The 24138-nt window shown below is 67.9% G+C and carries 20 protein-coding genes, 1 pseudogene and 2 riboswitches; of the genes and pseudogenes, 13 read left to right on the top strand and 8 right to left on the bottom strand.

Features of this window, described 5'->3' with window-relative positions; all coding sequences use genetic code 11:
• The coding region (locus ACIKT0_RS01780) for a glycosyltransferase family 4 protein (protein ID WP_407103706.1) at positions 1-1194 on the bottom strand (1194 nt) is incomplete at its 3' end.
• 158 nt (positions 1195-1352) lie between these two features.
• Entirely contained in the window at positions 1353-3575 is a 2223-nt protein-coding gene (locus ACIKT0_RS01785; RefSeq protein ID WP_407103707.1) for a glycosyl hydrolase family 28-related protein, read from the bottom strand.
• An 860-nt stretch (positions 3576-4435) separates the two neighbouring features.
• On the opposite strand from ACIKT0_RS01785, the gene ACIKT0_RS01790 reads away from it, so the two are divergent.
• The 6 genes from ACIKT0_RS01790 to ACIKT0_RS01815 all read left to right on the top strand — a co-directional run bounded on the left by ACIKT0_RS01790 (position 4436) and on the right by ACIKT0_RS01815 (position 14099).
• Entirely contained in the window at positions 4436-5953 is a 1518-nt protein-coding gene (locus ACIKT0_RS01790; protein WP_407103708.1) for a mannose-1-phosphate guanylyltransferase/mannose-6-phosphate isomerase, read from the top strand.
• Between the two features lie 41 nt (positions 5954-5994).
• Complete coding sequence (locus ACIKT0_RS01795) at positions 5995-7494, top strand: phosphomannomutase/phosphoglucomutase (protein WP_407103709.1); 1500 nt, start codon at positions 5995-5997, stop codon at positions 7492-7494.
• 201 nt (positions 7495-7695) lie between these two features.
• A riboswitch (cobalamin riboswitch) is annotated at positions 7696-7877 on the top strand.
• Between the two features lie 46 nt (positions 7878-7923).
• Entirely contained in the window at positions 7924-8661 is a 738-nt protein-coding gene (gene bluB / locus ACIKT0_RS01800; protein ID WP_407103710.1) for a 5,6-dimethylbenzimidazole synthase, read from the top strand.
• A 77-nt stretch (positions 8662-8738) separates the two neighbouring features.
• Positions 8739-8847: riboswitch (guanidine-I (ykkC/yxkD leader) on the top strand.
• A gap of 80 nt (positions 8848-8927) precedes the next feature.
• Positions 8928-9761, top strand: a complete 834-nt coding sequence (locus ACIKT0_RS01805) for an urea amidolyase associated protein UAAP1 (RefSeq protein ID WP_407103711.1) — start codon at positions 8928-8930, stop codon at positions 9759-9761.
• 11 nt (positions 9762-9772) lie between these two features.
• Complete coding sequence (locus ACIKT0_RS01810; protein WP_407103712.1) at positions 9773-10453, top strand: urea amidolyase associated protein UAAP2; 681 nt, start codon at positions 9773-9775, stop codon at positions 10451-10453.
• Positions 10454-10568: 115 nt separating this feature from the next.
• Positions 10569-14099, top strand: coding sequence for a 5-oxoprolinase/urea amidolyase family protein (locus tag ACIKT0_RS01815; RefSeq protein WP_407103713.1), 3531 nt, complete (start codon positions 10569-10571; stop codon positions 14097-14099).
• A 102-nt stretch (positions 14100-14201) separates the two neighbouring features.
• On the opposite strand, the gene rpsI is transcribed toward ACIKT0_RS01815, so the two are convergent.
• From rpsI to ACIKT0_RS01830, 3 genes and pseudogenes are all read right to left on the bottom strand, one after another.
• Positions 14202-14681 (bottom strand): 30S ribosomal protein S9, encoded by a 480-nt coding sequence (rpsI, locus tag ACIKT0_RS01820; protein WP_183393964.1) that lies wholly within the window; start codon positions 14679-14681, stop codon positions 14202-14204.
• A 2-nt stretch (positions 14682-14683) separates the two neighbouring features.
• Complete coding sequence (gene rplM / locus ACIKT0_RS01825) at positions 14684-15163, bottom strand: 50S ribosomal protein L13 (RefSeq protein ID WP_183393963.1); 480 nt, start codon at positions 15161-15163, stop codon at positions 14684-14686.
• A 235-nt stretch (positions 15164-15398) separates the two neighbouring features.
• A pseudogene (locus ACIKT0_RS01830) lies at positions 15399-15836 on the bottom strand (PaaI family thioesterase); the annotation flags it as partial.
• 151 nt (positions 15837-15987) lie between these two features.
• Between ACIKT0_RS01830 and ACIKT0_RS01835 the strand changes: the two are divergent.
• On the top strand, positions 15988-16680 hold the full coding sequence (locus ACIKT0_RS01835; RefSeq protein WP_407103714.1) for a hypothetical protein: 693 nt from the start codon (positions 15988-15990) through the stop codon (positions 16678-16680).
• Positions 16677-17147, top strand: a complete 471-nt coding sequence (locus ACIKT0_RS01840) for a CoA-binding protein (protein ID WP_407103723.1) — start codon at positions 16677-16679, stop codon at positions 17145-17147. Before ACIKT0_RS01835 ends, ACIKT0_RS01840 begins: the two co-directional genes overlap by 4 nt.
• A 4-nt stretch (positions 17148-17151) precedes the next feature.
• Here the strand turns inward: ACIKT0_RS01840 and ACIKT0_RS01845 are convergent, their stop codons facing one another.
• Positions 17152-18246 (bottom strand): COX15/CtaA family protein, encoded by a 1095-nt coding sequence (locus ACIKT0_RS01845; RefSeq protein WP_407103715.1) that lies wholly within the window; start codon positions 18244-18246, stop codon positions 17152-17154.
• A 102-nt stretch (positions 18247-18348) separates the two neighbouring features.
• Here ACIKT0_RS01845 and ACIKT0_RS01850 point away from each other — a divergent pair, with 102 nt between their 5' ends.
• Positions 18349-18561, top strand: a complete 213-nt coding sequence (locus tag ACIKT0_RS01850; RefSeq protein ID WP_407103716.1) for a DUF2842 domain-containing protein — start codon at positions 18349-18351, stop codon at positions 18559-18561.
• A gap of 2 nt (positions 18562-18563) precedes the next feature.
• Here the strand turns inward: ACIKT0_RS01850 and ACIKT0_RS01855 are convergent, their stop codons facing one another.
• Positions 18564-19616 carry a polysaccharide deacetylase family protein gene (locus tag ACIKT0_RS01855; RefSeq protein ID WP_407103717.1) on the bottom strand — a complete coding sequence of 351 codons (1053 nt, stop codon included), beginning with the start codon at positions 19614-19616 and terminating at the stop codon, positions 18564-18566.
• A 382-nt stretch (positions 19617-19998) separates the two neighbouring features.
• On the opposite strand from ACIKT0_RS01855, the gene ACIKT0_RS01860 reads away from it, so the two are divergent.
• The 4 genes from ACIKT0_RS01860 (at position 19999) to ACIKT0_RS01875 (ending at position 23683) form a co-directional block, all read left to right on the top strand.
• Positions 19999-20508 carry a TadE family protein gene (locus ACIKT0_RS01860; RefSeq protein ID WP_407103718.1) on the top strand — a complete coding sequence of 170 codons (510 nt, stop codon included), beginning with the start codon at positions 19999-20001 and terminating at the stop codon, positions 20506-20508.
• Positions 20508-21074: a pilus assembly protein gene (locus ACIKT0_RS01865; RefSeq protein ID WP_407103719.1), complete on the top strand. Its 567-nt coding sequence runs from the start codon at positions 20508-20510 to the stop codon at positions 21072-21074. The genes ACIKT0_RS01860 and ACIKT0_RS01865 overlap by 1 nt, the downstream gene beginning before the upstream one ends.
• Before the next feature lie 33 nt (positions 21075-21107).
• The gene (locus ACIKT0_RS01870) at positions 21108-22376 is read left to right on the top strand and encodes a TadE/TadG family type IV pilus assembly protein (RefSeq protein WP_407103720.1); all 1269 of its coding nucleotides are present in this window, start codon (positions 21108-21110) and stop codon (positions 22374-22376) included.
• Between the two features lie 158 nt (positions 22377-22534).
• A complete protein-coding gene (locus ACIKT0_RS01875; protein ID WP_407103721.1) occupies positions 22535-23683 on the top strand; it encodes a GNAT family N-acetyltransferase in 1149 nt (382 codons plus the stop codon).
• Positions 23684-23692: 9 nt separating this feature from the next.
• Here the strand turns inward: ACIKT0_RS01875 and ACIKT0_RS01880 are convergent, their stop codons facing one another.
• Positions 23693-24001 carry a hypothetical protein gene (locus ACIKT0_RS01880; RefSeq protein ID WP_407103722.1) on the bottom strand — a complete coding sequence of 103 codons (309 nt, stop codon included), beginning with the start codon at positions 23999-24001 and terminating at the stop codon, positions 23693-23695.
• Positions 24002-24138 lie beyond the last annotated feature (137 nt).

A 24138-nucleotide genomic window follows, 5' to 3' on the forward strand; every position in this document is an offset into this window, starting at 1 on the left:
CCCGCTCCGGCTCGGTCCGGCCGGCGGCCTGTTCTCCGAAGACGTTGAAGCCGTCCTCGAATACGAAATCGCTGGCCCAGCCGCGCTGACGCTGGCGGCCCTTCTGCTTGCGGGGCAGGCCGCCAACGCCGGCGCGTCTTCGACGCCGAAGGCCTCGCCGCAGGCGTTCTCGCGGACGGTTCTGGCGATCTCGCCATCGGCCGCCCCGACGAAGAGCGCTGGCCGCCCTGCGGCGAGCACCCCATAGAACTTGCTTGGGATGACCGAGATCTCGAAGGGGGCCAGCAGCGTGACGAGATGGGCGTCCGGCGCCGCCAGGCAATCGCGCAGCAGGTTCTCCGGCTGGAGCGGCTTGAAGACGAAGTTCGCCAGCTTCCGCCGCTCGGCCTCGGCCTGCAGCCATGCCAGGCGGTGGCCGCCGCCCACGATGAGGAAGACGATGTCGTCGCGGTCCTTCAGCCCCTGCGCTGCCGCAAGAAGGCAACCGAAATCGTGCGCCCGGCCGAGATTGCCGCAGTAGCCGAGGACGAACTTGCCCTCGAGCCCCCATTCCCGACGCAGGCGGCTGTCGCGAGCCGCCATCGGCGCCACGCCGTCTCCCTCCGACCAATGCGGTATGACGACGGCACGCCGCCCCGCCGAGCCGCGCAACTGCAGATAGGCGGCCATCCTCTCCATCGGGGCTACGTTGAGCGCGGCGCGGCGCAGCGAGAGGTCTCGCAAGACGAGCGTGAGCCTTCCCGCCACGCCGCCGGCGCGAAGCACGCCGGCGTCGAAGGCGACTTCCGGAAACAGGTCGTTCAGCCAGTTCACCAACGCCGCCCGCTTCAGGACGAGCGGCGCGAGCGCAGAAACGGACATCAGCGGCGGGTCTGTGCAAACGATGCAAACGTCCCCGGCGGCGGCGAGGCGGAGCAGGCGCCAGGCTCCCGCAATATGGAAAACGGCGTAGTCCAGCGCCCGGCCGATCAGCCGCCGGCGGCCAAAGCGGCCGCCGGCGATGCGGGTGACGCGGACGCCCCCGATCGTTTCCGACCGTGGCAGGCAGCGCGAGGGATCGTCATGCAACGCCGCGCTGGCGATCGCCTCAACCTCGAGCCCCTGCGCCGCCAGGCCCGCGGCGAGGCTGGTGGCCATTCGGCTCGTGGCCGACTGGTCGGGGGCGAAGAAGCGATTGACGATGATGACCTTCATGCTCAGCCGCCCCTATGAGATCGCCCTAAAAGGCATCAGCGGTCGGCGGAGTGTTCAAGGACGCCGAGGGGAGGACGGCGGGCGCGCTCCGGTCGCATTGGTGGTAGGGTGGCGGAGCGTCGAGGGCGCTCCTGCTACCGCTTCCGGTCGAGCGCGCGTCAGCGGCTTGGCGTCGGGACGCGCTCTTTTTCGAAGCCCCGCCACTCGTTCGCGATCTCGAGCCAGTCCTGGAAGTCATCCGTGCGAAAGCCGACGGAGCCAGCCTCCGGCGCGGAGCCACGCTGGATGCGGTTCGCGTGCAGTATGGTCTGGCGCAGCTGCGTGCCCCCAGGCGGCGTTGGCTGGAAGTCACGGTCCGTCCACACAAGCTTGAGCCCCGAGGCGACGCCGAAAGGGGTATCCACGAGCCGATTGCGTTCGAAGACAGTCGCGTGGAAGTCGCCGCCTGGCGTGTCCCAGGTGTCGAACGCGAGGCCGATATGGCTCATCCCGGCGATCTCGTTGTTCCGGAAGACGTTGCCGACGCCGCCCGCGACCTTGGGATCGGACGGATAGCCGAAGATGAGGCCGGTGTAGATGCCGTTGGACCCGTCCCGGATTCGGTTGCGCTCGATCAGCGCGAAGAACGGCGCAGACACGCTGTCGTCCGGCGTCCCGGAGGTCGCGGCGACCATCACACCGTGGCGCATGCGCGCGATGTCATTCGCCGCCACGACCATGTCGAAGCAGAGGCCGAAAATCAGTACGGCCGTGGAGTCGGAATCGTGCTGCGAGTGCGTCGGCCGGCCCTGGAAGCGGTTGTGATCCACGACCGCGCGCTCGGCGACATGGGCGACGTAGAACAGGCTCTTGGAAGGGTCCGGAAGCACGTCCCATGGTCGGTCCAGCTTCAGCGCGCCCCCTTCGCGGGCGACGATCCTCCGCCGCTGCCCGACCCCCGGCCCTCCCGCGACGATCAGCGTCTTGCCGACGGCGTCCTCGGGCAATTCGCCCATGAACGAAGCCTCGGTCGGCCTTACCCTCGAGGCGCCACCCTGCAGTCGCACCGAACCGAACTCGAAGAGGATCTGCTCCCCCTTGTTGCAGTCGACGGCCGCGCAGTCGCGGGGCGCGGCGTTCACCGTCTCATTGTCGCGGAAGTACATGTCCCGGCTGCCGCCGAGATGCGGCTGCGCCACGAACAGCCTTCCCATGCCGTGCCCGTCCGGCTTGTTCTCGTCGGCATTGACGAGCCGGTTTCCGATCATCGCGATCCCGCGGCCGGACCAGACTGCGAGCGCTGCCTCGCCGTCATTCGTCATGCGGAAGGTTGTGTCCGTCGCGAACAGCTGCGACGCCGCCGGCAGAAAGCTTCCCGCCCCGATGATCTCTGATTCCGCTATCCTGATCTCCGTTCCAGCCAGCTTCAGAGTCATCGCGCCCCAGGAGGACAGCCGGACATGGGAGAAGCTGAGCCGCTCGCCGGTTAGAACCACCAGCGCTCTGTCCTGCCCGGCTATCCGTCCGTCGGCCTCGACTGCGAGGCGTTCAAGGGCGACGTCCGAACGGTCGCCGATCCCATAGAGAAAGCCGGGCGCGGTGAGCGGCGCGATCAGACGGAGCACGCTCCTGTCAGCGCCGTCGCCTAACCAGCGGACGCCTGGAGGCGCCACGAAGGGCCTGCGTGAAGCGTAGACCCCTGACGGAAAGTAAACGGTCGCCGGGGCTCTCGCGGCCGCAGCCGCGACCGCCTCCTCGATCGCAGGCCCGTCGTCCCGCACGCCGTCGCCGAACGCGCCGAACCGCCTCACGTCGAAGACGGCCGCCCCGAAGGCGGGCGGCGCGTATCCCAGCGTGAGGCGGAGCGGCCCGCTCCAGCCGAATCCGCCGCCGGCCCCGTTGTGCACCCACAATGCGTAGTCGCCCGCAGGCCGCGACGGCGCGTCGAGCTCGATCCGGTAGGCGTCCGCGCCGCGGATCGGCAGCCACTCACCTGCCCTGCCGGGGCCCGTGAGGTAGACATGCGGGTCTTCCGACCCTCCTCCGAGGTTTCGGCCGTAGATAGCGAACCGCTGTCCTGAGGCGACGCGCGACGGCCCTGCCCACCAAGCCTCTGTCTGATTGACCGCGAAAGGAGCCCCCCGGCGCCCGTCCGTCTTGGGCCAGATCAGATAAACGGACGGCGCGGGCAGAGTTGCGGGCAGCATGATCGCGGCTGTGCTGTCGCTGATCCGTAGAGGGGCGACGGAGGTCGCCACGGCGTCGCCGGCGTTCGACTGACCGAACACCTCGAACGATGTGCGGCCCGGGGTGAACGCGCCTGCGAGCGTCACGATCTCGCCCGGAGCGGCCGAGCGGAGGCCTTCCCCGATCGCTCCTCCCGCTGAGTCCGTAGCGACCATCGGCGGATCATAGTGGCGAGCGTCGGGAGGCAGAATGTCCGCCCCGGCCGAATCCTTCGGCGGCTCATGCGCCGCCGCGCCGCGAGCTTCTGCGACGGCGCGGCTCGCACCGAACGCGACGTCGCGGCGCACGGCGTCTGATCTGTGCAACGCTGGGAGGGTCAGCAGCGCTCCGATCGCGCAGACCAAAATGAGGGTGGCTCGCGATGCGATCATGTGCCCCTATCGGCTCCGGCGCTCGCTCGCCGGAACCCACGGCAAGGTTGTCATCCTCGGCCCGGCCAGAGGGGATGGGCAGCTCGAGCGCTTAGCTTAGGGCGGGTCCGATCCGGCGTCTTTCCCCCCGATGTTGGTATCCTTGGCATGGGCTTACCTCCAATTCGGAAGACGCGGCCCAGCGGCGCGCCGCTATCCTCTTCGTGCGACGCCCGAACCCCGACGCCAGGACCCTTCGGACGTCGCGTCCCGCGGGCCCGCCGCCGCAGCCACGACCCCCAACGCGGCGCGGGCCCGTCTTCCGTTTCAAGCTCGGCGGATCGACATGGCTCCCTCCCCCGTCCACGCAAGATCGGACTGCGATCGTCAGTCCCGTTCAACGCAGGCGTTGGCCAGCGACACGGTCCGGGGGCCGCTATGACCGGTTACGTCGTCCGTTGGGTCCCGACGGGCCCGGAGATCGCCGTTGGCGTGCGCTCGCTGGATGAGGCGATGGCCATGGCGGAGGAACTGCAAGCGATCGGCCGGTGCGGTCAGGTCAGGGTGGAGCAGATCGTCGCCACGACGACGATAGCCCCGGCGCCCGCCTTGGGAGCTGCGCCGCGCCTCCTCGCAGCTGGCGGCCAGACCCAGGAGAGCCCAAGATGAACATCTATCCTGTCATCCTCTGCGGCGGCTCTGGAACGCGGCTGTGGCCGCTGTCGCGCGGCGACGCTCCCAAGCAGTTCGTCCACCTTTTCGGCGAAGACGAGCCGACGCTCTTCGAAAGCACGATCGCGAGGCTCCGCGTCGAGGACGGCTTCCAGCGACCCGTGATCGTGTCCAGCGAAGACTATCGATTCAGGGTGCTTGAAGGGCTCGAGAACGCCGACGTGGTCCCCGAGGTGGTCCTGCTGGAGCCGTGCGCCCGCAACACCGCAGCCGCCATCGCGGCGGCCGCCGCCGTACTCTCAAGGATCGATCCCACCGCCATCATGGCCGTGATGCCCTCCGATCACATCGTGCGCGAGATCGGCGCGCTCGCCGAGTCGGTGCGGGCCGCCGCAGTCGCGGCCGCGGCCGGTCGCATCGTCATGATCGGCATCCGGCCGTCCGAGCCGCACACGGGCTATGGTTATGTGAAGCCCGGCGCCGTGCTTTCCTGCGCCGGCGCGGCCCGCGAAGCGGTTGAATTCGTCGAGAAGCCGAAGCTGGAGCTCGCGCGGCAGTTTCTGGCTTCAGGCGAGCATCTTTGGAACGGCGGCTTCTTTATCATGCAGGCCTCCGTCTACCTCCAGGAACTGGCTCGCCTCGAACCGGCGACCCACGAAGGCGTCCTCGCCGCGGTCCGGGAGGCACGCGAGGATCTGGGCTTCTACCGGCTGGAGCGGGCGGCGTTCGAACGCTGCCCGTCGGTGTCGATCGACTGCGCGATCATGGGCCGGACGCCGCTCGCGGCGGTGGTGGAGGCGGAGCTTGGCTGGAGCGACGTCGGCTCGTGGTCGTCGGTCGCCGGCGCCGGCGCTCCCGACAAAGATGGAAATGTGGTCATGGGCGACGCCCTGCTGGCCGCAACGGTGAACTCCCTCGTCCACACCGACGACCGGCTGGTGGCGACGCTCGGGCTCGACAACGTCATGGTGATCAGCTCCGGCGACGCCGTGCTGGTGGCCGATCGGTCCTGCGCGCAGGATGTCGGGGGGGTGGTCGCGCTGCTCAAACAGAGGCAGCGGCCCGAGGCCTATGTCCACCTGCGCCAGCACCGACCCTGGGGTTTCTTCCAGGGTCTGGCGAACGGCAACCGCTTCCAGGTGAAGGTCCTGCACGTCAAGCCGGGGGGCAAGCTGTCGCTCCAGATGCACCATCATCGATCCGAGCACTGGGTGGTGGTGCGCGGCACGGCCCGGATCACCGTCGGCACGGAACCGCGTTATCTGCGGGAAGGCGAGTCCGCCTACATCGGCGCGACCGAGTGGCACCGGCTTGAGAATCCAGGAACGGAGCCGCTCGACGTGATCGAAGTGCAGATCGGGTCCTATCTCGGAGAAGACGACATCGTTCGCAGCAGCGACGTCTATAATCGACAGTCATTCGAGAAGCCGGCTCCGTTCGCCGCCGCTCGCGGAGCTCGGAGGAAGCCCTCCGGCGAGACCGCCACGGCGGCCCGGCGTTCCGCGCCTTAGCGGCCGCCGCGCCGGCTCTGAATGTCCAAAGGGCAGGAAGAATGTTCCCGACGCCGGTGCCCCGCCTTACCCCCAACAGCTACGCCTATGAGCGCACGCCGCTCATCAAGCCGACCGGCTTTCGCGAGTATGACGCACGGTGGCTGTTCGGCGAGGAGCTCAATCTCATGGGCATGCAGGCCCTCGGGATGGGGATTGCCACTTATGCGCGGGAAACCGGCGCACCGACGACGATCGTGACCGGCCATGACTACCGAAGCTACTCCGGCTCGCTGAAGCTCGCCTTGGTGAGCGGCCTGCTCGCCGGCGGCATGAAGGTGCTCGACATCGGTCTCTGCATCTCGCCAATGGCATATTTCGCTCAGTTCGAGCTCGACGCCGCCTGCGTCGCGATGGTGACCGCTTCGCACAACGACAACGGCTGGACGGGCGTGAAGATCGGCGTGGAGCGGCCCGTCACGCTCGAGCCGGCCCAGATGGCGCGGCTGAAGGAGATCGTGCTGTCGAGCGCCTTCGCGCTTCCGGGCGGCGGGTCCTATCACTACGTCCATGATCTGCCCGAGCGCTATCTGACGCGGTTGCTGGATCGGCCGCAGCTTGCACGGCGGCTGAAGGTGGTCGCCGCCTGCGGCAACGGCACGGCCGGCGCCTTCGCGCCGCGGGCGCTGGAAGCGCTCGGCTGCGAAGTCGTTCCGCTCGACTGCGATCTCGACTTCACCTTCCCCCGGCACAATCCGAATCCCGAAGACATGAAGATGCTCCACGCGATCCGGGACGCGGTGCTGGAGAGCGGCGCCGACATCGGCTTCGGCTTCGACGGAGACGGCGATCGATGCGGAGTCGTGGACAATGAAGGAGTCGAGATCTTCGCCGACAAAATCGGCGTATTGCTCGCGCGCCAGCTGTCGGCGGTTCACCCGAGCGCTCTTTTCATTGCAGACGTGAAATCGACGAGTCTCTACGCGACCGATCCGGTCCTGAAAGCGAACGGCGCACGCGTGGAGTACTGGAAAACGGGCCACTCCTACATGAAGCGGCGGGTCGCGGAGCGCAGGGCGCTCGCGGGCTTCGAGAAGTCTGGCCACTACTTCTTCAGTCAGCCGCTTGGGCTCGGCTATGACGACGGCCTGCTCTCCGCCTTCGCGGTCTGTGACGTGTTAGAGGCGAACCCGCAGTGCTCGCTGGCGGAGCTGCGACGCCAATTGCCGACGACGTGGAGCACGCCTACGATGTCGGCGCGCTGCGCGGACGAAGAGAAGTACGGGGTCGTCGAGCGCACGCTCGCCGAGTTCAAGCGCATGATGACTGCCCAAGAGGCGATCGCCGGGGAGACCATCCGGGACATCGTCACCGTCAACGGAGCGCGGGTGATCACCTCGGACGGCACCTGGGGCCTGGTGCGCGCCTCCTCCAATATGCCGGAGCTGGTCGTTGTGATCGAGAGTCCGGTGTCGGAAGAGCGGATGCACGCGATGTTTACGGCCGTCGACGGCGTGCTCCGACGTGACAAAGCGGTAGGATCATACAACCAGGCGATTTAGCGGCCAGGTCCTGAACCCATAAAGGTTGCCGGCCCGGTGCTCCGCGAAGCACTCCGGGAGCATCTTCGCCCGCTTCGGCAAGCGCACCGGAAACGTTCGCTCAGCCATCCGTCCTCGGGTCAGCCAAGGGGTTCAGAGCTTGAGCCATGACCTAGGCCGAATGGCGCAAGGCCGGTCCGCTTGGATGCAATCCCGCATGCGGCTAGGCTCCGCGAGTTCGGCGCCCGTCCTAGACGGGAGAATCGGAAACGCGGTGGAATTCCGTGGCGCGCCCAGCGCTGTGATGGGGACTGGACGGCGATACGCCACTGGCCGCAGGGCTGGGAAGGCGCCGTTCCGGGATGAGCCAGAGCCAGAAGGCCGACCGGACGCATTTGCCAGAACCGCGCGGACGGCGGGACCGGCGTTGCTTTCGCATGGAGCGAAACGATGTCGCCTGTCCCGAAGCAGGGCCTGCAGATTCCGGGCGAAGATCCTGTTCCGGCTGGCTCTTTCGACGACGCTGAGCGGGCCGCGGTGTACCGGGCCATCGAGACCCGGCGCGACGTGCGCGACGAGTTCCTCCCTCGTCCGATCCCGGACGACGTCCTGCGCCGCCTGCTGCGTGCGGCCCATCACGCCCCTTCGGTGGGCCTGATGCAGCCCTGGAACTTCATCCTGGTCCGCAGCCCCGAGACCCGGGCGCGTGTCCGCGACGCCTTCGCGCGCTGCAACGCCGAAGCAGCCGAGATGTTCGAGGGACAGCGCGGCGCGCACTACCGAGCCCTCAAGCTCGAGGGCATTCTCAAGGCGCCGCTCAATATCTGCGTCACCTGCGACCGCACGCGCGGGGGCCCTGTCGTGCTCGGCCGCACCCATCAGCGCGACACCGATCTCTACAGCGCCGTCTGCGCGGTCCAGAACCTCTGGCTGGCGGCGCGCGCCGAAGGCATCGGGGTGGGCTGGGTCAGCATTTTCGACCCCGACGACCTTCGTCCGATCCTCGGCGTGCCGCAGGAGACGGTCATCGTCGCCTATCTTTGCGTCGGCTATGTCGACCGGCTGTTCGATCGGCCGGAACTCGAAGCCCGTCGCTGGGCGCAGCGGCTCCCGCTCGAAGACCTGGTTTTCGAGGAGAGTTGGGGCGAGCCGAGCCCGGTTCTGGCGGGCTCAAGCGGCGCGCCCTGAGGGCGCCGCCAATTTCCGCGGCATGCCGCTTCTTTAGGCTGCAGCTTCCCGGCAGGGTCGTTCTATCATCGCCGCACTGAGTTGGCGGCTAGGGTTCCGCGTCTGAATCAAGACGGCTGGTCCGAGAGCTGCCGCCTTGCCGGGAGACATCCGGCAGGGACACGGCGGGGCAAAATCCCGGGAGACCTCAAGGGCCTGGAACAGGCGCCGCGATGGTCCGCGCCGACTTCCGAGGTCTGACGACCTTTCGGAAGCGGAGCTCAGTTATGCCAAGCGACCCCACCCAAGAAAAGTCCGCCCTCATCGCGGAGCGGCGCCGGAGCTATGAGAGGCTCAAGGCCGAGGGCCAGACGACCGCGCCGAGGACGCTGCCGCCTCTGACGCCACGCGACGCTGCGCCGATCGAACCGTCCGCTGCGCGCGAGCGCATCACTGTTCCGGGCGGCTGGTACTGGGCGGAGACCGTCATGCGCGGCGAAGCGCTGCGCGTGCTCAACGTCTCCGGTTCGCCCGGCGTGTCGCTGTTCTTCTGGAACGCGGCCGATCCGTCCGAGCGCTACAACAGCGCCGACACGATCAAGATCCAATGGACCACGGAGCTGCGGAAGGGGCGCGTGCTGTTCTCCGACATGGGGCGCGCGCTGATGTCGATCGTCGAGGACAGCTGCGGCGCCCATGACGCCGTCGTCGGAGGCTCGACGCCCGCCTCGAACCTCAGGAAGCACGGAGACGCCAGCCTGCGGTCGACGCGCGAGAACATGATCCTCGCGGCCTCGAAGTTCGGCCTCGGCCCGCGTGACGTGTCGCCCGTGCTCACGCTCTTCGCGCCGGTCGTCCATGACGAGAGCGGGCGCGTCGCCTTCCGGCCCGGGGTCGTCCAGCCAGGGGACTTCATCGATCTGCGGGCGGAGGTCGACCTGCTGGTCGCCGTGTCGAACTGCCCTCACCCGCTCGCGCCCGCCGCGGGGCATGAGCCCGGCGAAATAGAGCTGATCGTGCACCGGCTTCCCGAAGTCGGTCCCGACGATCTGTGCCGGACCGCGACCGCCGAGGCCGCGCGCGGCTTCGAGAACACCGACCGCTATCTGCGCGCCCGCTGAGGAGAGCCAGCATGCAGCCGACCTCACTCTCCGGGCGCGCCTCCCCCTTCATCGCCTCGCCCGCCGCCCTCGATCCCACACAGGCGATCTACGACTTCACGATTCCGGCCAACCGGCCTTGGTCGGGGCTCGTCGAGAAGGGACAGATCCTGCGGATCGTCGACCTGCAGGGCTGTCAGGCCGTCGACACGCTCTTCTACAACGCGCACGACCATGGGGAGCGCTACAGCGCGCAGGACACCATCCTGGATCAGGGCGCGTCATACGTCTCGGCCGGAACACGCCTGATCTCGAACCAGGGCGGCATTCTTGGCGTGGTGATCGCGGACTCCTGCGGCCGGCACGACACGTCCGCCGGCGCCTGCTCCTGCGAGGCCAACACCGTCCGGTTCGGCCACCAGACGCGCTTCATGCACGCCTGCCGCGAGAACTTCGTCATCGAGGTCTCGAAGCACGGCATGACCAAGCGCGATGTCGTGCCCAACATCAACTTCTTCATGAACGTCCCGATCGAACCTACTGGCGCGCTTGCGATTGTCGACGGAGTATCGGCGCCGGGCGACTACGTGGACGTGCTCGCCACGATGGACCTGCTCTGCGTGATCTCGAACTGCCCGCAGATCAACAACCCCTGCAACGGCTTCGACCCGTCGCCGGTGCAGGTGCTGATCTTCGATCCCTCGAGCGCCTGACGCCTCTCCCGGGTTCAGCCTCGACCGCGGCTTCGCGGCGGACGCCGCTCCTCGGCAGAGGACGGCCCGCCACCGGCCCCGTGCGCCTCTCCCCGCTCATCGGAACCGCCCGCCAATGTTCAGCAAGGTCCTGATCGCGAACCGAGGCGAGATCGCCGGCCGGATCGTCAGAACGCTCCGCAAGCTCGGGATCGCCTCCGTCGCTGTCTATTCGGATGCGGACCGGTTCACGCGCCCTGTGCTGGAGGCGGACGAAGCGGTGCGGGTCGGGCCCGCCCCGGCGCGCGAAAGCTATCTCGACATCGACGCCATCATCGAAGCCTGTCTGCGCACAGGCGCGGAGGCCGTTCACCCCGGCTATGGCTTCCTGTCCGAGAACGCCGGATTCGCCGAACGCCTCGCCGCCAACGGGATCGCGTTCATCGGGCCGCGGCCGGAGCATCTGCGCGGCTTCGGGCTGAAGCACACGGCCCGCGAGATTGCGGAGCGCGCCGGCGTTCCCCTGCTGGCGGGCTCGGGGCTGCTCGGATCGGCCCATGATGCGATCGCCGCAGCCGAGGCGATCGGCTTTCCGGTGATGCTGAAGTCGACCGCAGGCGGCGGGGGCATCGGCATGCAGCTTTGCCAGGACGCTGCGGAGCTGCGCCAACGCTTTGACGCCGTGCAGCGAATGGCCGGCGCCAGCTTCGGCGACGCGCGGGTCTATCTCGAGCGCTTCGTGGCGACCGCCCGGCATGTCGAGGTGCAGATCTTCGGTGACGGGCGAGGCCGTGTGGTGGCGCTCGGCGAGCGCGACTGCTCGCTCCAGCGGCGCAACCAGAAGGTCGTCGAGGAGACCCCCGCGCCGAACATCCCCGAGGCGGTGCGCTCGCGGCTCCACGCGGCGGCGGTCGCGCTCGGCGAGGCCGTCGCCTACGAGTCCGCCGGAACCGTCGAGTTCATTTACGACGTGGCCCGGGAGGACTTTTCCTTCCTCGAGGTCAACACGCGGCTCCAGGTCGAGCACCCGGTCACGGAGGCGGTGTTCGGCGTCGACCTGGTCGAGTGGATGGTGAAGCAGGCGGCCGGCGAACTCACCCTGCCCGCGCAGGAAGAGCTCGTCGCGAACGGCGCGGCGTTCGAGGCGCGGATCTACGCCGAGACCCCGCAGGCCGACTTCCGGCCATCCACCGGCTTGCTGACCAAGGTCGCCTTTCCCGACGACGTGCGGGTCGACGGCTGGGTCGAGACCGGGGCCGAGGTGACGCCCTGGTACGATCCGATGCTCGCCAAGGTGATCGTTCACGGCGAGGATCGGGCGGCGGCTCTCGCGAAGCTGGCCGCGGCTTTGAGCGACACCACTCTCCTCGGGATCGAAACCAACCTCGACTATCTGCGCGCGGTCGCAGCGTCCGAGCTGTTGCGCTCGGGCGAGGTCTCGACGGCCGCGTTGAGGACGTTCCCGTTCACGCCGCGCGCCATCGAGGTGCTGGCGCCGGGCGCGCAGACCAGCGTGCAGGATTGGCCGGGGCGGCTCGGGCTCTGGGATGTCGGCGTCCCGCCCTCGGGGCCGATGGACGACCGCTCGTTCCGCCTCGCCAACAAGCTGGTCGGGAACCCCGAAGGCGCGCCCGGCCTCGAATGCGCAGTCAGCGGCCCGACCCTGAAGTTCCACCGCGAGGCCATCGTGGCGCTCGCCGGCGCCGACATGCAGGCGACGCTCGACGGCGCGCCTGCGCCACGTTTCGCACCATTTCCGGCGCCGGCCGGATCGACGCTCGCGCTCGGCCGTGTGTCCGGTCCCGGTCAGCGCGGCTATCTCGCGGTGCGCGGCGGGATCGAGGCGGCGGAAGCCTTCGGCTCCAGGTCGACCTTCATGCTCGGCCGCTTCGGCGGCCATGCGCAGGGCGCCCTCAAGGCCGGCGACATGCTGAAGATCGACGCGGTTCCGCCGGAAGGCGAGCCGCGCGCCGCGCGCGCCGACGAGCGGCCCGAGCTGACGAGCGACTGGACCATCGGCGTCAGGTCAGGCCCGCACGGCGCCCCGGACTTCTTCCAGGACGCCGACATCGTCGACCTCTTCGGCGCGACCTACGAGGTGCACTTCAACAGCGACCGCACCGGGGTCCGGCTGATCGGCCCGCAACCGCGCTGGGCGAGGCCGGACGGCGGCGAGGCCGGGCTGCATCCGTCGAACATCCACGACAACGCCTATGCGGTGGGCTCTCTCGATTTCACCGGAGACATGCCGATCATCCTCGGCCCCGACGGGCCGAGCCTCGGCGGCTTTGTCTGCCCCGTCGTGATCGCGCGCGACGAGTTGTGGAAGGCGGGGCAACTGAGGCCGGGCGACCGGGTGCGGTTCACGACGCACGGCCTCGCCTCCCCTTCGATCCGCCGAGCAGGCGACATCCCGAGCCCGATCCTCGGCATGAGCCAGGACGGGCCGACCCGCGTCGTCTATCGCCGGGCCGGCGACGACAATCTGCTCCTCGAATACGGGCCGATGGCGCTCGACGTCGCGCTCCGGATGCGGGTCCATGTCCTGGCCGAGGCGCTCGCCGCCGAGAAGATGCCGGGGATCGTCGATCTCACCCCCGGCATCCGGTCCCTGCAGGTGCATTTCGACAGCGCCACATTGTCCGTCGAGCGTCTCCTCGACGCGCTGACGCGCATCGAGAGGGATCTGCCTGCGCCTGAAGAAGCGACCGTGCCAAGCAGCACGGTCTGGCTGCCGCTCTCGTGGAACGACCCGCAGATCCGGCTTGCGATGCGCAAATATCAGGAGCTTGTGCGCCCCGACGCGCCCTGGTGCCCGGATAACATCGAGTTCATCCGCCGCATCAACGGGCTCGGCGCGATCGAGGACGTGCGCCGCATCGTGTTCGACGCGGAGTACCTCGTGCTCGGCCTCGGCGACGTCTATCTCGGCGCGCCTGTCGCGACGCCCGTCGACCCCCGCCACAGGCTGGTGACCACCAAATACAATCCGGCCCGCACCTGGACGCCGGAGAACGCCGTCGGCATCGGCGGCGCCTACCTGTGCGTCTACGGGATGGAGGGGCCGGGCGGCTACCAGCTGTTCGGCCGCACGATCCAGATGTGGAACAGCTGGCGCGTGACCAGGGCCTTCCAGCCGGGGCGCCCCTACCTGCTGCGCTTCTTCGACCGCGTGCGGTTCTTCCCCGTGGACGAGCAGGAGCTGCTGGAGATGCGGGAGGCCTTTCCGCATGGCCGCTACGACGTGCGGATCGAAGACAGCCCTTTCTCGTACCGCGACTACGCCCGGTTCCTGTCCGAGAACGCTGAGAGCATAGACGCCTTCCAGAGCAGCCGGCAGGCCGCCTTCGAGACGGAGCGCGCCGACTGGAAGGCGCGTGGCCTCGACAGCTTCGTCAGCGACGCAGGGACAGCGCCATCCGGGAGCGACGAGGCGGTTCCGGAGGGCTGCACGGCGGCCCCCAGTCATATGACCGGAAACGTCTGGAAGCTGCTCGTGGCGGAAGGCGACGAGGTGGCCGAAGGTCAGCCGATCGTGGTCGTGGAGGCCATGAAGATGGAGATGGAGATCTCCGCCCCGGTCGCCGGCAGGATCGTAAGCCTGCGCGCCCAGCAGGGGCGGACCGTGCGCGCCGGCGACGTGGTGGCGGTGATCGCAGGCGCGTAGCAGCGGGAAGCGATCGAGCCGCCGGCCGCCGTCTTGCGAACGAAAAAAGGCGGGCCCGAGGGCCCGCCTTTTCCGTACGCAGTACCTGAACTTGTCGGCGCGTCAGCGCTTGGAGAACTGGAAGCTCCGGCGCGCCTTGGCGCGGCCGTACTTCTTGCGCTCCACCACGCGGCTGTCGCGGGTGAGGAAGCCGCCCTTCTTGAGGACGCCGCGCAGCTCCGGCTCGAAGTAGGTCAGCGCCTTCGACAGGCCGTGACGCACCGCGCCGGCCTGGCCCGAAAGCCCGCCGCCAGCGACCGTGACGGTGATGTCGTACTGACCCTTGCGGTTCGCGACGTTGAGCGGCTGCTCGAGGATCATGCGCAGCACGGGGCGCGCGAAGTAGACCTCGATCGAGCGCTTGTTCACCGTCACCTTGCCGGAGCCGGGACGGATCCAGACGCGGGCGACCGCGTCCTTGCGCTTGCCGGTGGCGTAGGCGCGGCCGAACTGGTCGACCTTCTTGACGTATTTCGGGGCGTCCGGCTGGCCGCCGTTGAGGGCGCCGCCGAGTTCGCCGAGGGACTGGATGTTCTCGGCCATGATCAAGCGCTCCGCACGTTCTTGCGATTGAGGCCGCCAATGTCGAGCGCGACCGGTTGCTGGGCCTCATGGGGGTGGCTCTCGCCGGCGTAGACCCGCAGGTTGCCGAGCTGCTTGCGGCCGAGCGGGCCGCGCGGAAGCATGCGCTCCACGGCCTTCTCGATCACCCGCTCGGGGAAGCGCCCGTCGAGGATCTGGTGCGCCTTGCGCTCCTTGATGCCGCCCGGATAGCCGGTGTGCCAGAAGTACGACTTGTCCTCGCGCTTCTTGCCCGTGAACGCGACCTGGGCCGCGTTAATCACGATGACATTGTCGCCGTCGTCGACGTGCGGCGTGAAGGACGGCTTGTGCTTGCCGCGGAGACGAAGCGCGATGAGCGAAGCCAGGCGGCCCACGACCAGGCCCTTGGCGTCGATCACCACCCACTTCTTCTCGACGTCGGCCGGTTTGGCCACGAAAGAGCGGGCCGGCTGGGGTCGCATGAGAGAAGCCTCGGATTGGGAAACGAGAACGCGCAGGAGAGCCCTGCGCGACAGGTGGAGTTAATAGACGAGCACCCTGCCGAAATCAACGACGCAGTGCCCGCAAAACATGAGCAAAATCAGATGTTTATAAAAAGGGTAGTTTATTACCCCTCATCTAAACGTCGGTTTCGGGACGGGAACTCCCTGGATCCTGCCGCGCCTCCCGGGGACTCGGCTCGTCCGATCGAGCGCCGGGCGGGATCGAATATGTCGCGACGACATGCGCGACGGCTTCGCCGACGTCCTGAAACAGCGTCGCCTCTGCGACCGCGAGGCTCCGGCCGATCTTCATGTAGCGGCATTCCGCGAGCAGATCCCGCGGCTCGGGCTTCCGGAAGAAGTTGATCGTCAGGTTGGTCGTGACGGCGAGCTTCACGGGGCCGATCGCCCCGAGCAGCGCGACGTAGAGAGCGACGTCCGCGAGCGCCATCATGGACGGCCCCGACAAGGTGCCGCCGGGCCTCAGGTGACGCTCATGGAACAGGAGGCGGAGCCGGGCGAAGCCATGTCCGACGTCCTCGACCACATAGGTCCGCCCGCCATAGGCCGTCTGCGGAAATTCGGTTTGAAGAAAGGCTTCGGCCTCTTCCACGGTCATGAGCGGCGCGCGATCGGTGGCGGGGCGTGGCATTTCCGTCATGGTCGCGTCCATTTTCACGGGCCATAGTTCGATTCGAAGAAGCGCCTGAGTCTCGGGCGGGATCGCGGCGCGAATGGCGATGAAGCCACGACCGCCGTCCTGCGCAAGCTTCGAGGCGCCACGCGTCTCCCGGAGGACGTCAATGCTGATCGCCGACCGCCCCCTGCGCTCGTTCCTGCTCGCCGCCGTGGCGGCGTTCGCGCTTGCGACGCCCGTTGTCGCGCAGGAGACGACCCAGAACCCGGCCGCCGGGGCGGCGCAGCCACAGGGCGAAGCGCCCGCCGACGCCGAGCCGAAGCAGGTTCCGCTCACGCCGAAGCTCGTCGAGGCCTTCATTTCGGCCTGGCCGGAGTTCGAAGCGCTGCGCGAGAAGCTGGCCGCGAACGATCCTGCCGATAAGTCTCAGGCGAAGACTCCTGACAATCAGCCCGAAAGCGACGAGGCCGAGGTCGGCGAAGCGGAGGACCCGGTCGGCGCTCTGGCGGGCTACCTCGACAAGCCGGAGGCCAAGGCGCAGATCGACGCCATCCTGAAGAAGTATGAGTTCGCGACCTACGCGGACTGGGCGAATGTCGCGCAGTCGGTGCTCCTGGCTTTCGGCGCGAGCGACCCCGAGGGCAACGAGACCGACCTCGCCGGCGAGAAGAAGAAGGTGCAGAGCGAGATCGAGAACGACGCGGCTCTCTCAGAGGACGAGAAGAAGGCCGCGCTGAAGGACCTCGACGAACAGTTCTCCGCGCTCGAGAGCTTCCAGCCGCTGCCGGGCAACGTCGACGTCGTGAAGCCCTACCTCGACAAGATCAAGGCGCTGTTCGGCGACGAGGAAGACAACTGACCGCCGACACGGCCTCGGGACGCGGAGCCGGCGGCGGCGCGCCGCACGATCGGTATCCGGACGCGCTGCTCCGCTCCATCCTGCAGACCGTGCGCACCATCGCGGTCGTTGGCGCCAGTCCGAACCCGACGCGACCCAGCAACGGGGTTGCGGGTTTCCTGAGACGGCGCGGCTACCGGGTGTTCTGCGTGAATCCCGGGCATGCCGGCGCAACAGTGGCGGGCTCGCCCTGCGTGGCTCGGCTCGCCGACGTGCCGGAGCCGATCGACATGGTCGACGTCTTCCGCTCGCTCGAGCACATCGGCGCCGTGGTCGACGAGGCGCTGGCGCTCGAGCCGCTCCCGAAGGTGATATGGACCCAGCTCGGCCTGCGCGATGAGGCTGCGGCGAGCCGCGCCGAGGCGCGGGGGATAACGGTCATCATGGACCGCTGCCCCGCCATAGAGGTTCCGCGGCTCGGCCTCTGAGGGCTTATGCCGGCTGCGCGACCGGACCGGGAGCGGGCTCCCGCACCCGCTGGCCGGCCCCTCGCGAGGCCAGCGCGACGTTGCGGATTGCGAGCGCGAGCGCCACGACCGCGCCGAACTGGTGAGCCAGCCCAAGCGACAGCGGAACCACCATCACGAGGGTCGCGACGCCCAGTCCCGCCTGCAAGATCATGACGCCCAGGAGTTCGAAGACGCGCCTCCTCGTGGCGCGGTCGACGCCCGCGCGCATTACCGCGAATGCATAGAGGACGAGCGCGATCAGGAGCACATAGGCTCCGATCCGGTGGTTCAGCTGAACCAGAGCGACATTGTCGACGAAGTTCTCCCACCACGGCGTCACGGCGAACAGGCCGTCGATGGACGGCGCGAACCCGCCGTCCATCAGCGGCCAGGTGTTGAACGTGAGCCCGGCGCGCGAGCCGGCCACCAGGCCTCCGAGCAGGATCTGGATGAAGGTCAGTGCGAGGACCAGGTACGCGCCGGCCCGGAGCGGGCCGGAGAGGCGAGGCGACCCGGAACGAGGCGGCCGCACATGGATCAGGAAGGCGACCAACGTCCCGAAGAACAGCAGCGCGAAGCCGAGATGCAGCGTCAGCTTGATCGGAGCGACGGCGGTCATTCCCGGCTGCAGTCCGGAAGCCACCATGATCCAGCCGATCGCGCCCTGGGTCGCGAGCAGAAGGCCCATTGCGAACAGCGTCAGCCCCTCCCCCAGGCTGACCCGGCGCGTCACCGCCGCAAACAGCAGCCCGCCGGCGAAGACGAGCCCGATCAGCCGGCCGAGCTGGCGATGGCCCCACTCCCACCAGTAGATGAACTGGAAATCCCCGAGCGACATGCCCTCGTTGAGCAGCTTGTATTGCGGGCTCGCCCGGTACTTGGCGAACTCCTCCGCCCAGGCCGCCTCCCCGATCGGCGGGATCGCTCCGGTCACGGGGCGCCATTCGGTGATCGACAGACCGGAGCCGGTGAGGCGCGTGGCGCCGCCGACGACGACCATGAGGGCGACCAGCGCGATCGTTACGACAAGCCAGACGCTCACGAAGCGCCGGCGCGGGGTTGCGTTCGCCTGGGGCACGCACGCTCTCCTTGTCGGGGTTGACCCGGAACGGAGCCCGGCTTTACGTCCGCGCTGCGGCGCCCGCAAGGCGACGAGACGTCCACCCCCTACGGACCTGCCATGCCGCCGCGCGCCAAGAAGTTCATCGGCGTCTTTGTCCTGCTGATCGGCGTCATGGCCTACGCGTTCGCGGTCCTGACGGTCGGCCAGATCAGGATGGCCGACGCCGGCCCGCTCGCGCAGCTCGCCTTCTTCGCCTTTTTCGGTCTGATCTGGATCGTGCCGGCCGCGCTTCTGATCCGCTGGATGGAGCGGGCCGGCCCTCCGCGGTGACCTCAGTCGCGCAGCCGCGCGAGCGCATCCGTCACCAGGAAGGGCGTCCCGCACAGAAGGGCGTCGATCGCCGCCCGCGTCTGGAAATTACCGTTCAGCGACACCCGCGGAAGCGCCGTCGGCGTGGCCGCATGGGCCTTTGTCAGGTGGCCGGGGCGGGTCGTCACCGCGGTCGTGAAGCCGAGCTCCGCGGCAAGCGCGTAATCCCGTTCCCCCGCAGCCGAGCGGTCCCCCACCGGATAGGCGAAGTGCTCGGCCTCGAGGCCGAGCTTGTGACGGATGGCGTCGCGGCTTCCGGCCATCTCGGCCCGCACCGTCTCCGGAGGGTGCTTGGCGAGCATGGGGTGCGAGACGGTGTGCGCCCCGATCGTGACCAGCGGGTCGCCCGCGATCTCCTGCAGTTCGTCCCAGCGCATGCAGAGTTCGCGGGCGAACGAGAAGCCGTCGACCCCCTGCTCCCCGGCGAGGCGGCGGACTTCAGCGCGCAGCTCTTCTTCGGGCCCCGCCCTCAGCCGCCAGTAGATCGTCGACCATGCGGCCGCCTTCTCGGCCGGGGTTCGCGTCTGATAGACCGCCTCGCCCTGGCCCGCATCGAAATAGACGCGGCTCGCACGGTCGATCGCCTCCTCGAGCGAAAGCCACCAGAGCTCCGCGTCGCCCTCCGCAAAGCCGGCGGCGACGTAGAGCGTCGCGGGGGCGCCATGGCGCTCGAGGATCGGCAGCGCGTGATCGCGCACGTCCCGGTAGCCGTCGTCGAAGGCCAGGTGCAGGAAGGGCCTGACTGAAACTCCGGTCGTCACCCGCCGCCACGCCTCGTCCATCGAGACGAAGTCGAACCCGAGTTCGCGCGCGCGGGTGAGGGTCGCGTCGAGGAAAGCCGGCTCCACCTCCAGCAGCCGGTTCGGAGCGAAGGCCTTCCCCGACCACGGGCGGACGTGGTGCAGGGTCAGGATCACGCCCAACCCCTGCGCGCGGCGTCTCAGGAGACGGTTGGCGCGCGCAAGGTCGAGCGCGGTGAAAGCCGCGCGAAACAGCGTCGTGCGCGCTGCGCTCATGATGATCGCCTGCCCTTATCCAAAGAAGACGCTGACCTTTCGGGCCGGAGGGTGAACGAACCGTGTAGTTCGACGACGCCCGCAGGCTTAATCGCTGAAGCCGAAAATACGAGCCGCCGCCGTATGTTGCGCGTTCGCCCGCGACCGGTCGGCGGCCGGACAGTCTCGCCGCGCCGAAAAAAGCGGGGAAGTCCAGCGGGGTGGAGCGCTCCACCGCAATATTACCTCAAGTTTTATTCGATCGGCTTCACCTGTTGTAGATTTTTCGTTTCTACCGTCCTGCGCGATCGGAACATCGACATCCGCACCGCGAGTCATGACGAAACCCAGCATCACGCGCATAGCGAGGCGCCTCCGCCGAGACCCGTCCGGAGCGACGGCCGTGGAGTTCGCCATCATCGCTCCGGTGCTCGTGCTGCTGATCATGGGCACGGTGGAGCTCGGCCTGATGGCTGGCGCCCAGGCCATCCTCAACGACGCGGTGTTCGTCGGCTCCCGCACCGGCAAGACCGGCTACAAGGCGAGCGGCCAGACGCAGGCGCAAACCATCCAGGCCGGCATCAAGAAGGCCGCTTCGGCTTTGCTTGACCCCGCCAAGATCACGCTGAGCAGCACCTCCTACCCCGACTATTCGTATCTCAAGCCGGAACCGTTCACGGACAAGAACAAGAACGGCAAGTGGGACAGCGGCGAAGCCTACACCGACCTCAACGGCAACGGAAAATACGACAACGGCGTCGGCTCCAGCGGAACCGGCGGCTCGGGCGAGATCGTGTCCTACACGGCCACCTACAGCTGGAATCTGTTCACGCCGGTGCTGAAGCACTTGCTGGGCGCCAACGGCGTGGTCCCGCTCAAATCCAGCGTCGTCGTGAAGAACGAGCCCTACTGATGAGGACCCGGGTCCGCGCCCTGCTCGCACGCTTTCGACGCTCGCAGGACGGGCTGGCCGCGCTGGAGCTCGCGCTGGCGGCGCCGTTGCTCGCGCTCCTGCTGCTCGGCGGCTACGACGTGGCGCGCTTCGTCGGCATCCGGTCGGGAGTAGACAAGGTCGGCTTCTCGGTCGCGGACGTGACTTCCCAGTACCAGGAGCTCAGCCCCAAGGCGATGAAGGAGGTCTTCCTCATCACCGGATCCAGCCTGCCGTCCTACGTCTCCGGAACGAATGGCGTGACGATCCTGACCTCCGTCTATCTGAACTCCAGCAACGTCCCGAAGGTCCGCTGGCAGTGCTACAGCACCGCGGGCACCAGCTGGAAAAGCAAGGTCGGCGCAGAAGGCGCGACCGCCGCGGTCCCTTCCGGCCTGCTGGCCGACGCGAACGACAACCTGATCGTCGCGGAAGTCTTCTACAAGTTCACGCCGATATTCTCGAAGGTCTTCAAGAGCGGCTTCGACATCTACACGCAGTCGACCTATCGCCCGCGCCTCGGCGCCCTCAACACCAAACCGTGCTGAACCATGCGCGCGCCCCGCTCCCCGCGATCCTCCGTGCTGAGCCGTTTCTCCCGATCGGAGAAGGGCGCGGTCGCGCCTCTGATCGCGATCGTGATGCTGGTCCTGATCGGCTGCATGGGCTTTGCGATCGACGTGGGACGCTCGGTCCTGGTCCGGGCGCGGCTGGTCGATGCGCTCGATTCCGCGGGGCTGGCGGTCGGCGCGCGGCTCAGCACCACGGACTATTCGGCCGACGCGCGGAAGTTCGTGAACGCGAACTTCAGGGACGGCTATGCGGGAGCGACCGTCACGAAGGTCACCGCCACCGCCAATTCGACCAAGAGCGTCATCTCGCTCAGCGCCACGGCGACGGTCCCGACGATCTTCATGAAGCTGTTCGGCCAGAAGAGCGTCACGGTGAACGCGACGTCGGAGGTGACTCGCTCATCCTCGGGGCTTGAGCTCGTGATGGTGCTCGACAACACCATTTCTATGGATATGAGCGGCAGCATGCCGTCCCTGCGGAGATCCGCGAACGATCTGCTCGATATCCTGTTCGGCGGCGAGAGCGTCGGCACCAATCTCTACGTTGGGCTGGTGCCCTTCTCTCAAGCCGTGAATGTAGGGACCAGCAGGAACTCGTGGTTCACAGGAACGAAGCCCTTCTTCGGCTGGACCGGGTGCGCAATGGCCCGGAACGCGCCGCTCGACCAGACCGACGACCCCCCAGCCACAAACGCGACCAAGTTCAGCTACCCTGACTTCCTCAAAGCCCTCACCACCGGCTTCAACTCGAGCTGCCCCAAGGAAGTCACCCCCCTCACCAACGTGAAGAGCACGGTGACTTCGGCCGTCAACGCCATGACCGCGAGCGGGTACACCCATATCAATCTCGGCGCTGTGTGGGGCTGGCGCATGCTCTCGCCGCGATGGCGGGGCTATTGGGGAAGCAGCTCTCTTCCCCTGGATTACGGGACCAAGAACATGAGCAAGGCCGCCGTTATCATGACAGACGGCGACAATACCGTCACAAACTACAGCGCATATGGCGAGCTGCCCGAGAAAAAGCTCGGGACCGACAACGCTAATCTGGCGCCATTAGAGCTAAACAAACGTTTGACTGCCGTCTGTTCGAGCATGAAGTCTGCTGGAATAATCATATATACTGTTGCATTTGATAACCCAGACGCTGCAACAAAGTCATTGATGCAGAACTGCGCGACAAGCGCCGCCTATTACTTCGATGCCGGCAATCAGGCCGCATTGAACACGGCCTTCCGCACGATCGGGGACTCTCTGTCGAACCTGCGCGTCAGCAAGTGAGTCCACGTCGGGCAGGCGCTCCAGGGCGAGTCGTGCCATAAGAGTCGATCCTGCGGCCGCTTCCGGAACGGCGTCGGCCGCTCGGCTCACGATCGTTCCTCAGGCGCCAGGAGCCTGCTCCCCTGCCCCACTCTCCCGCCAGTTCCGGACCGGCATTTTTGTCGATCGACATCCATCGGGACGGCGCCAGCGCGCTCGGCCCGTGGTCCGAACTGCTCCGCGGCGCGCTCGCCACGCCGTATCAGAAACCCGGATTGCTCCTGCCGTGGATCGAGAACGTCGCGGCTCATGAGGGCGTGCAGCCGCTGATCGTCGTCGCAAGGGACGAGACCGGCGCCGCCGTCGCGCTGCTGCCGTTCGGCGTCAGCCGCCGATGGGGCGTGACGGTCGCCCGGTTCCTCGGCGGCAGCCATATGAACTACAACGTCCCCGTCATCCGCCGCGATCATGTCGAGCTGTTCGACCGGGGCGAGGTGGATCGCCTCTTCTCCACGACGGCGGGGCTCGCCGGGATCGACCTGTTCGAGCTGACGAACCAGCCGGAGGGCTGGGAAGGCGTCCGCAACCCGTTCATGGCGCTGCCGCGGCAGCCCTCGCCGGATCCGGCTTTCAGCGGCCCGCTGGCGGCGAGCCTCGAGGAACATCTCAAGCTCTTCGTCTCCGCCAAGTCGCGCTCGAACCAGCGCCGCAAGATGCGGCGTTTCGAGGAGCGGGGGCGGCCGCACATTTTCCGCGCCGACACCGACGAGCAACGGCGGCGGCTGCTGGCGGCATTTTTGTCCCAGAAGGCGCAGCAGTTCGCCGAGCGCGGCATCGACAACGTGTTCGCCCATCCGGGCGTGCCCGAGTTCCTGTCCGAGGCCTGCGGGCTGACCGGGCGCCCGGCGGTGATCGATCTCTACGGCTTCGATCTCGACGACGAGACGATCGCCGTCACGGGCGGCCTCGCCGACGCAGAGCGCTACTGCGGCATGTTCATCTCGATCACCAGCGGCGAGCACGCAAAGTACAGCCCCGGCGAAATGCTGATGAACTTCGTCGTGGAGGATTCGATACGCCGCGGCCTGAGGACCTTCGACCTTGGAGTCGGCGCGGCCACATACAAGAAGATGTACTGCCCCGATCTGGAGCCGCTGTACGACTCGATCTTCGGCCTCACGCTGCGCGGAAGGGCGCTTGCGGCGGCGGCCGCCGCCAAGACCGCCGCGAAGGCGCGCATCAAGGCCAATCCCACCGCCTATGCGCTGGTCGAGAAGATCCGCGCGCTTCGCGCCGGACGCGCGCATCCGGCGCCGGACGCGGACTAGCCGCAGCCCTCAGGCGGCCGCCAGCGAGCGGCCGCGGGGATCGCCGTCGCCGTCGGTCACAAGCAGCACCACCACGTCGTCGATGCCCTGCGCCTTCAGCCGCTCATGGGCCTCGACCGTGGCGATGTCGCCCGCGCCCGCCGCCGAGATCAGGACAGCCGCGCTGCAATACGGGGCGAACGGCTCCGCCCCGCCGGGGCCGCCCGGCGTCACCAGGATGACGAAATCGTAGGTCAGCGCGAGGGCTTCGAGCACCACGTCAAGCCGCGCCTGAGCGGCCGCGTCGAGCGCCCGGAACGGCGTGGCGCCGCCCGGCACCAGGTGGATGCGCGAGCCCTGGTCGCGGTGGATCGCCTTGCTTCATGAAACGACCCCGCCGAAACCGGGGTCGCGTTAACTTTTTGGTCGCCAAGTCGACCCCTGATCTTCTTGGCCGCACGCCTGTTGGTAAATGA

Source organism: Hansschlegelia beijingensis, from assembly GCF_045505405.1.
GTDB classification, from domain to species: Bacteria; Pseudomonadota; Alphaproteobacteria; order Rhizobiales; family Methylopilaceae; genus Methylopila; species Methylopila beijingensis_A.

Excerpts from the sequence above, each read along its gene's own strand:
- ACIKT0_RS01795 (WP_407103709.1), top strand. The coding sequence starts at position 5,995 with ATGTTCCCGACGCCGGTGCCCCGCCTTACCCCCAACAGCTACGCCTAT.
- ACIKT0_RS01850 (WP_407103716.1), top strand. The coding sequence starts at position 18,349 with ATGCCGCCGCGCGCCAAGAAGTTCATCGGCGTCTTTGTCCTGCTGATC.
- rpsI (WP_183393964.1), bottom strand. The coding sequence starts at position 14,681 with ATGGCCGAGAACATCCAGTCCCTCGGCGAACTCGGCGGCGCCCTCAAC.
- ACIKT0_RS01785 (WP_407103707.1), bottom strand. The coding sequence starts at position 3,575 with ATGGTCGCTACGGACTCAGCGGGAGGAGCGATCGGGGAAGGCCTCCGC.
- ACIKT0_RS01805 (WP_407103711.1), top strand. The coding sequence starts at position 8,928 with ATGCCAAGCGACCCCACCCAAGAAAAGTCCGCCCTCATCGCGGAGCGG.
- ACIKT0_RS01835 (WP_407103714.1), top strand. The coding sequence starts at position 15,988 with ATGCTGATCGCCGACCGCCCCCTGCGCTCGTTCCTGCTCGCCGCCGTG.
- ACIKT0_RS01815 (WP_407103713.1), top strand. The coding sequence starts at position 10,569 with ATGTTCAGCAAGGTCCTGATCGCGAACCGAGGCGAGATCGCCGGCCGG.
- rplM (WP_183393963.1), bottom strand. The coding sequence starts at position 15,163 with ATGCGACCCCAGCCGGCCCGCTCTTTCGTGGCCAAACCGGCCGACGTC.
- ACIKT0_RS01865 (WP_407103719.1), top strand. The coding sequence starts at position 20,508 with ATGAGGACCCGGGTCCGCGCCCTGCTCGCACGCTTTCGACGCTCGCAG.
- ACIKT0_RS01790 (WP_407103708.1), top strand. The coding sequence starts at position 4,436 with ATGAACATCTATCCTGTCATCCTCTGCGGCGGCTCTGGAACGCGGCTG.
- bluB (WP_407103710.1), top strand. The coding sequence starts at position 7,924 with ATGTCGCCTGTCCCGAAGCAGGGCCTGCAGATTCCGGGCGAAGATCCT.
- ACIKT0_RS01855 (WP_407103717.1), bottom strand. The coding sequence starts at position 19,616 with ATGAGCGCAGCGCGCACGACGCTGTTTCGCGCGGCTTTCACCGCGCTC.
- ACIKT0_RS01810 (WP_407103712.1), top strand. The coding sequence starts at position 9,773 with ATGCAGCCGACCTCACTCTCCGGGCGCGCCTCCCCCTTCATCGCCTCG.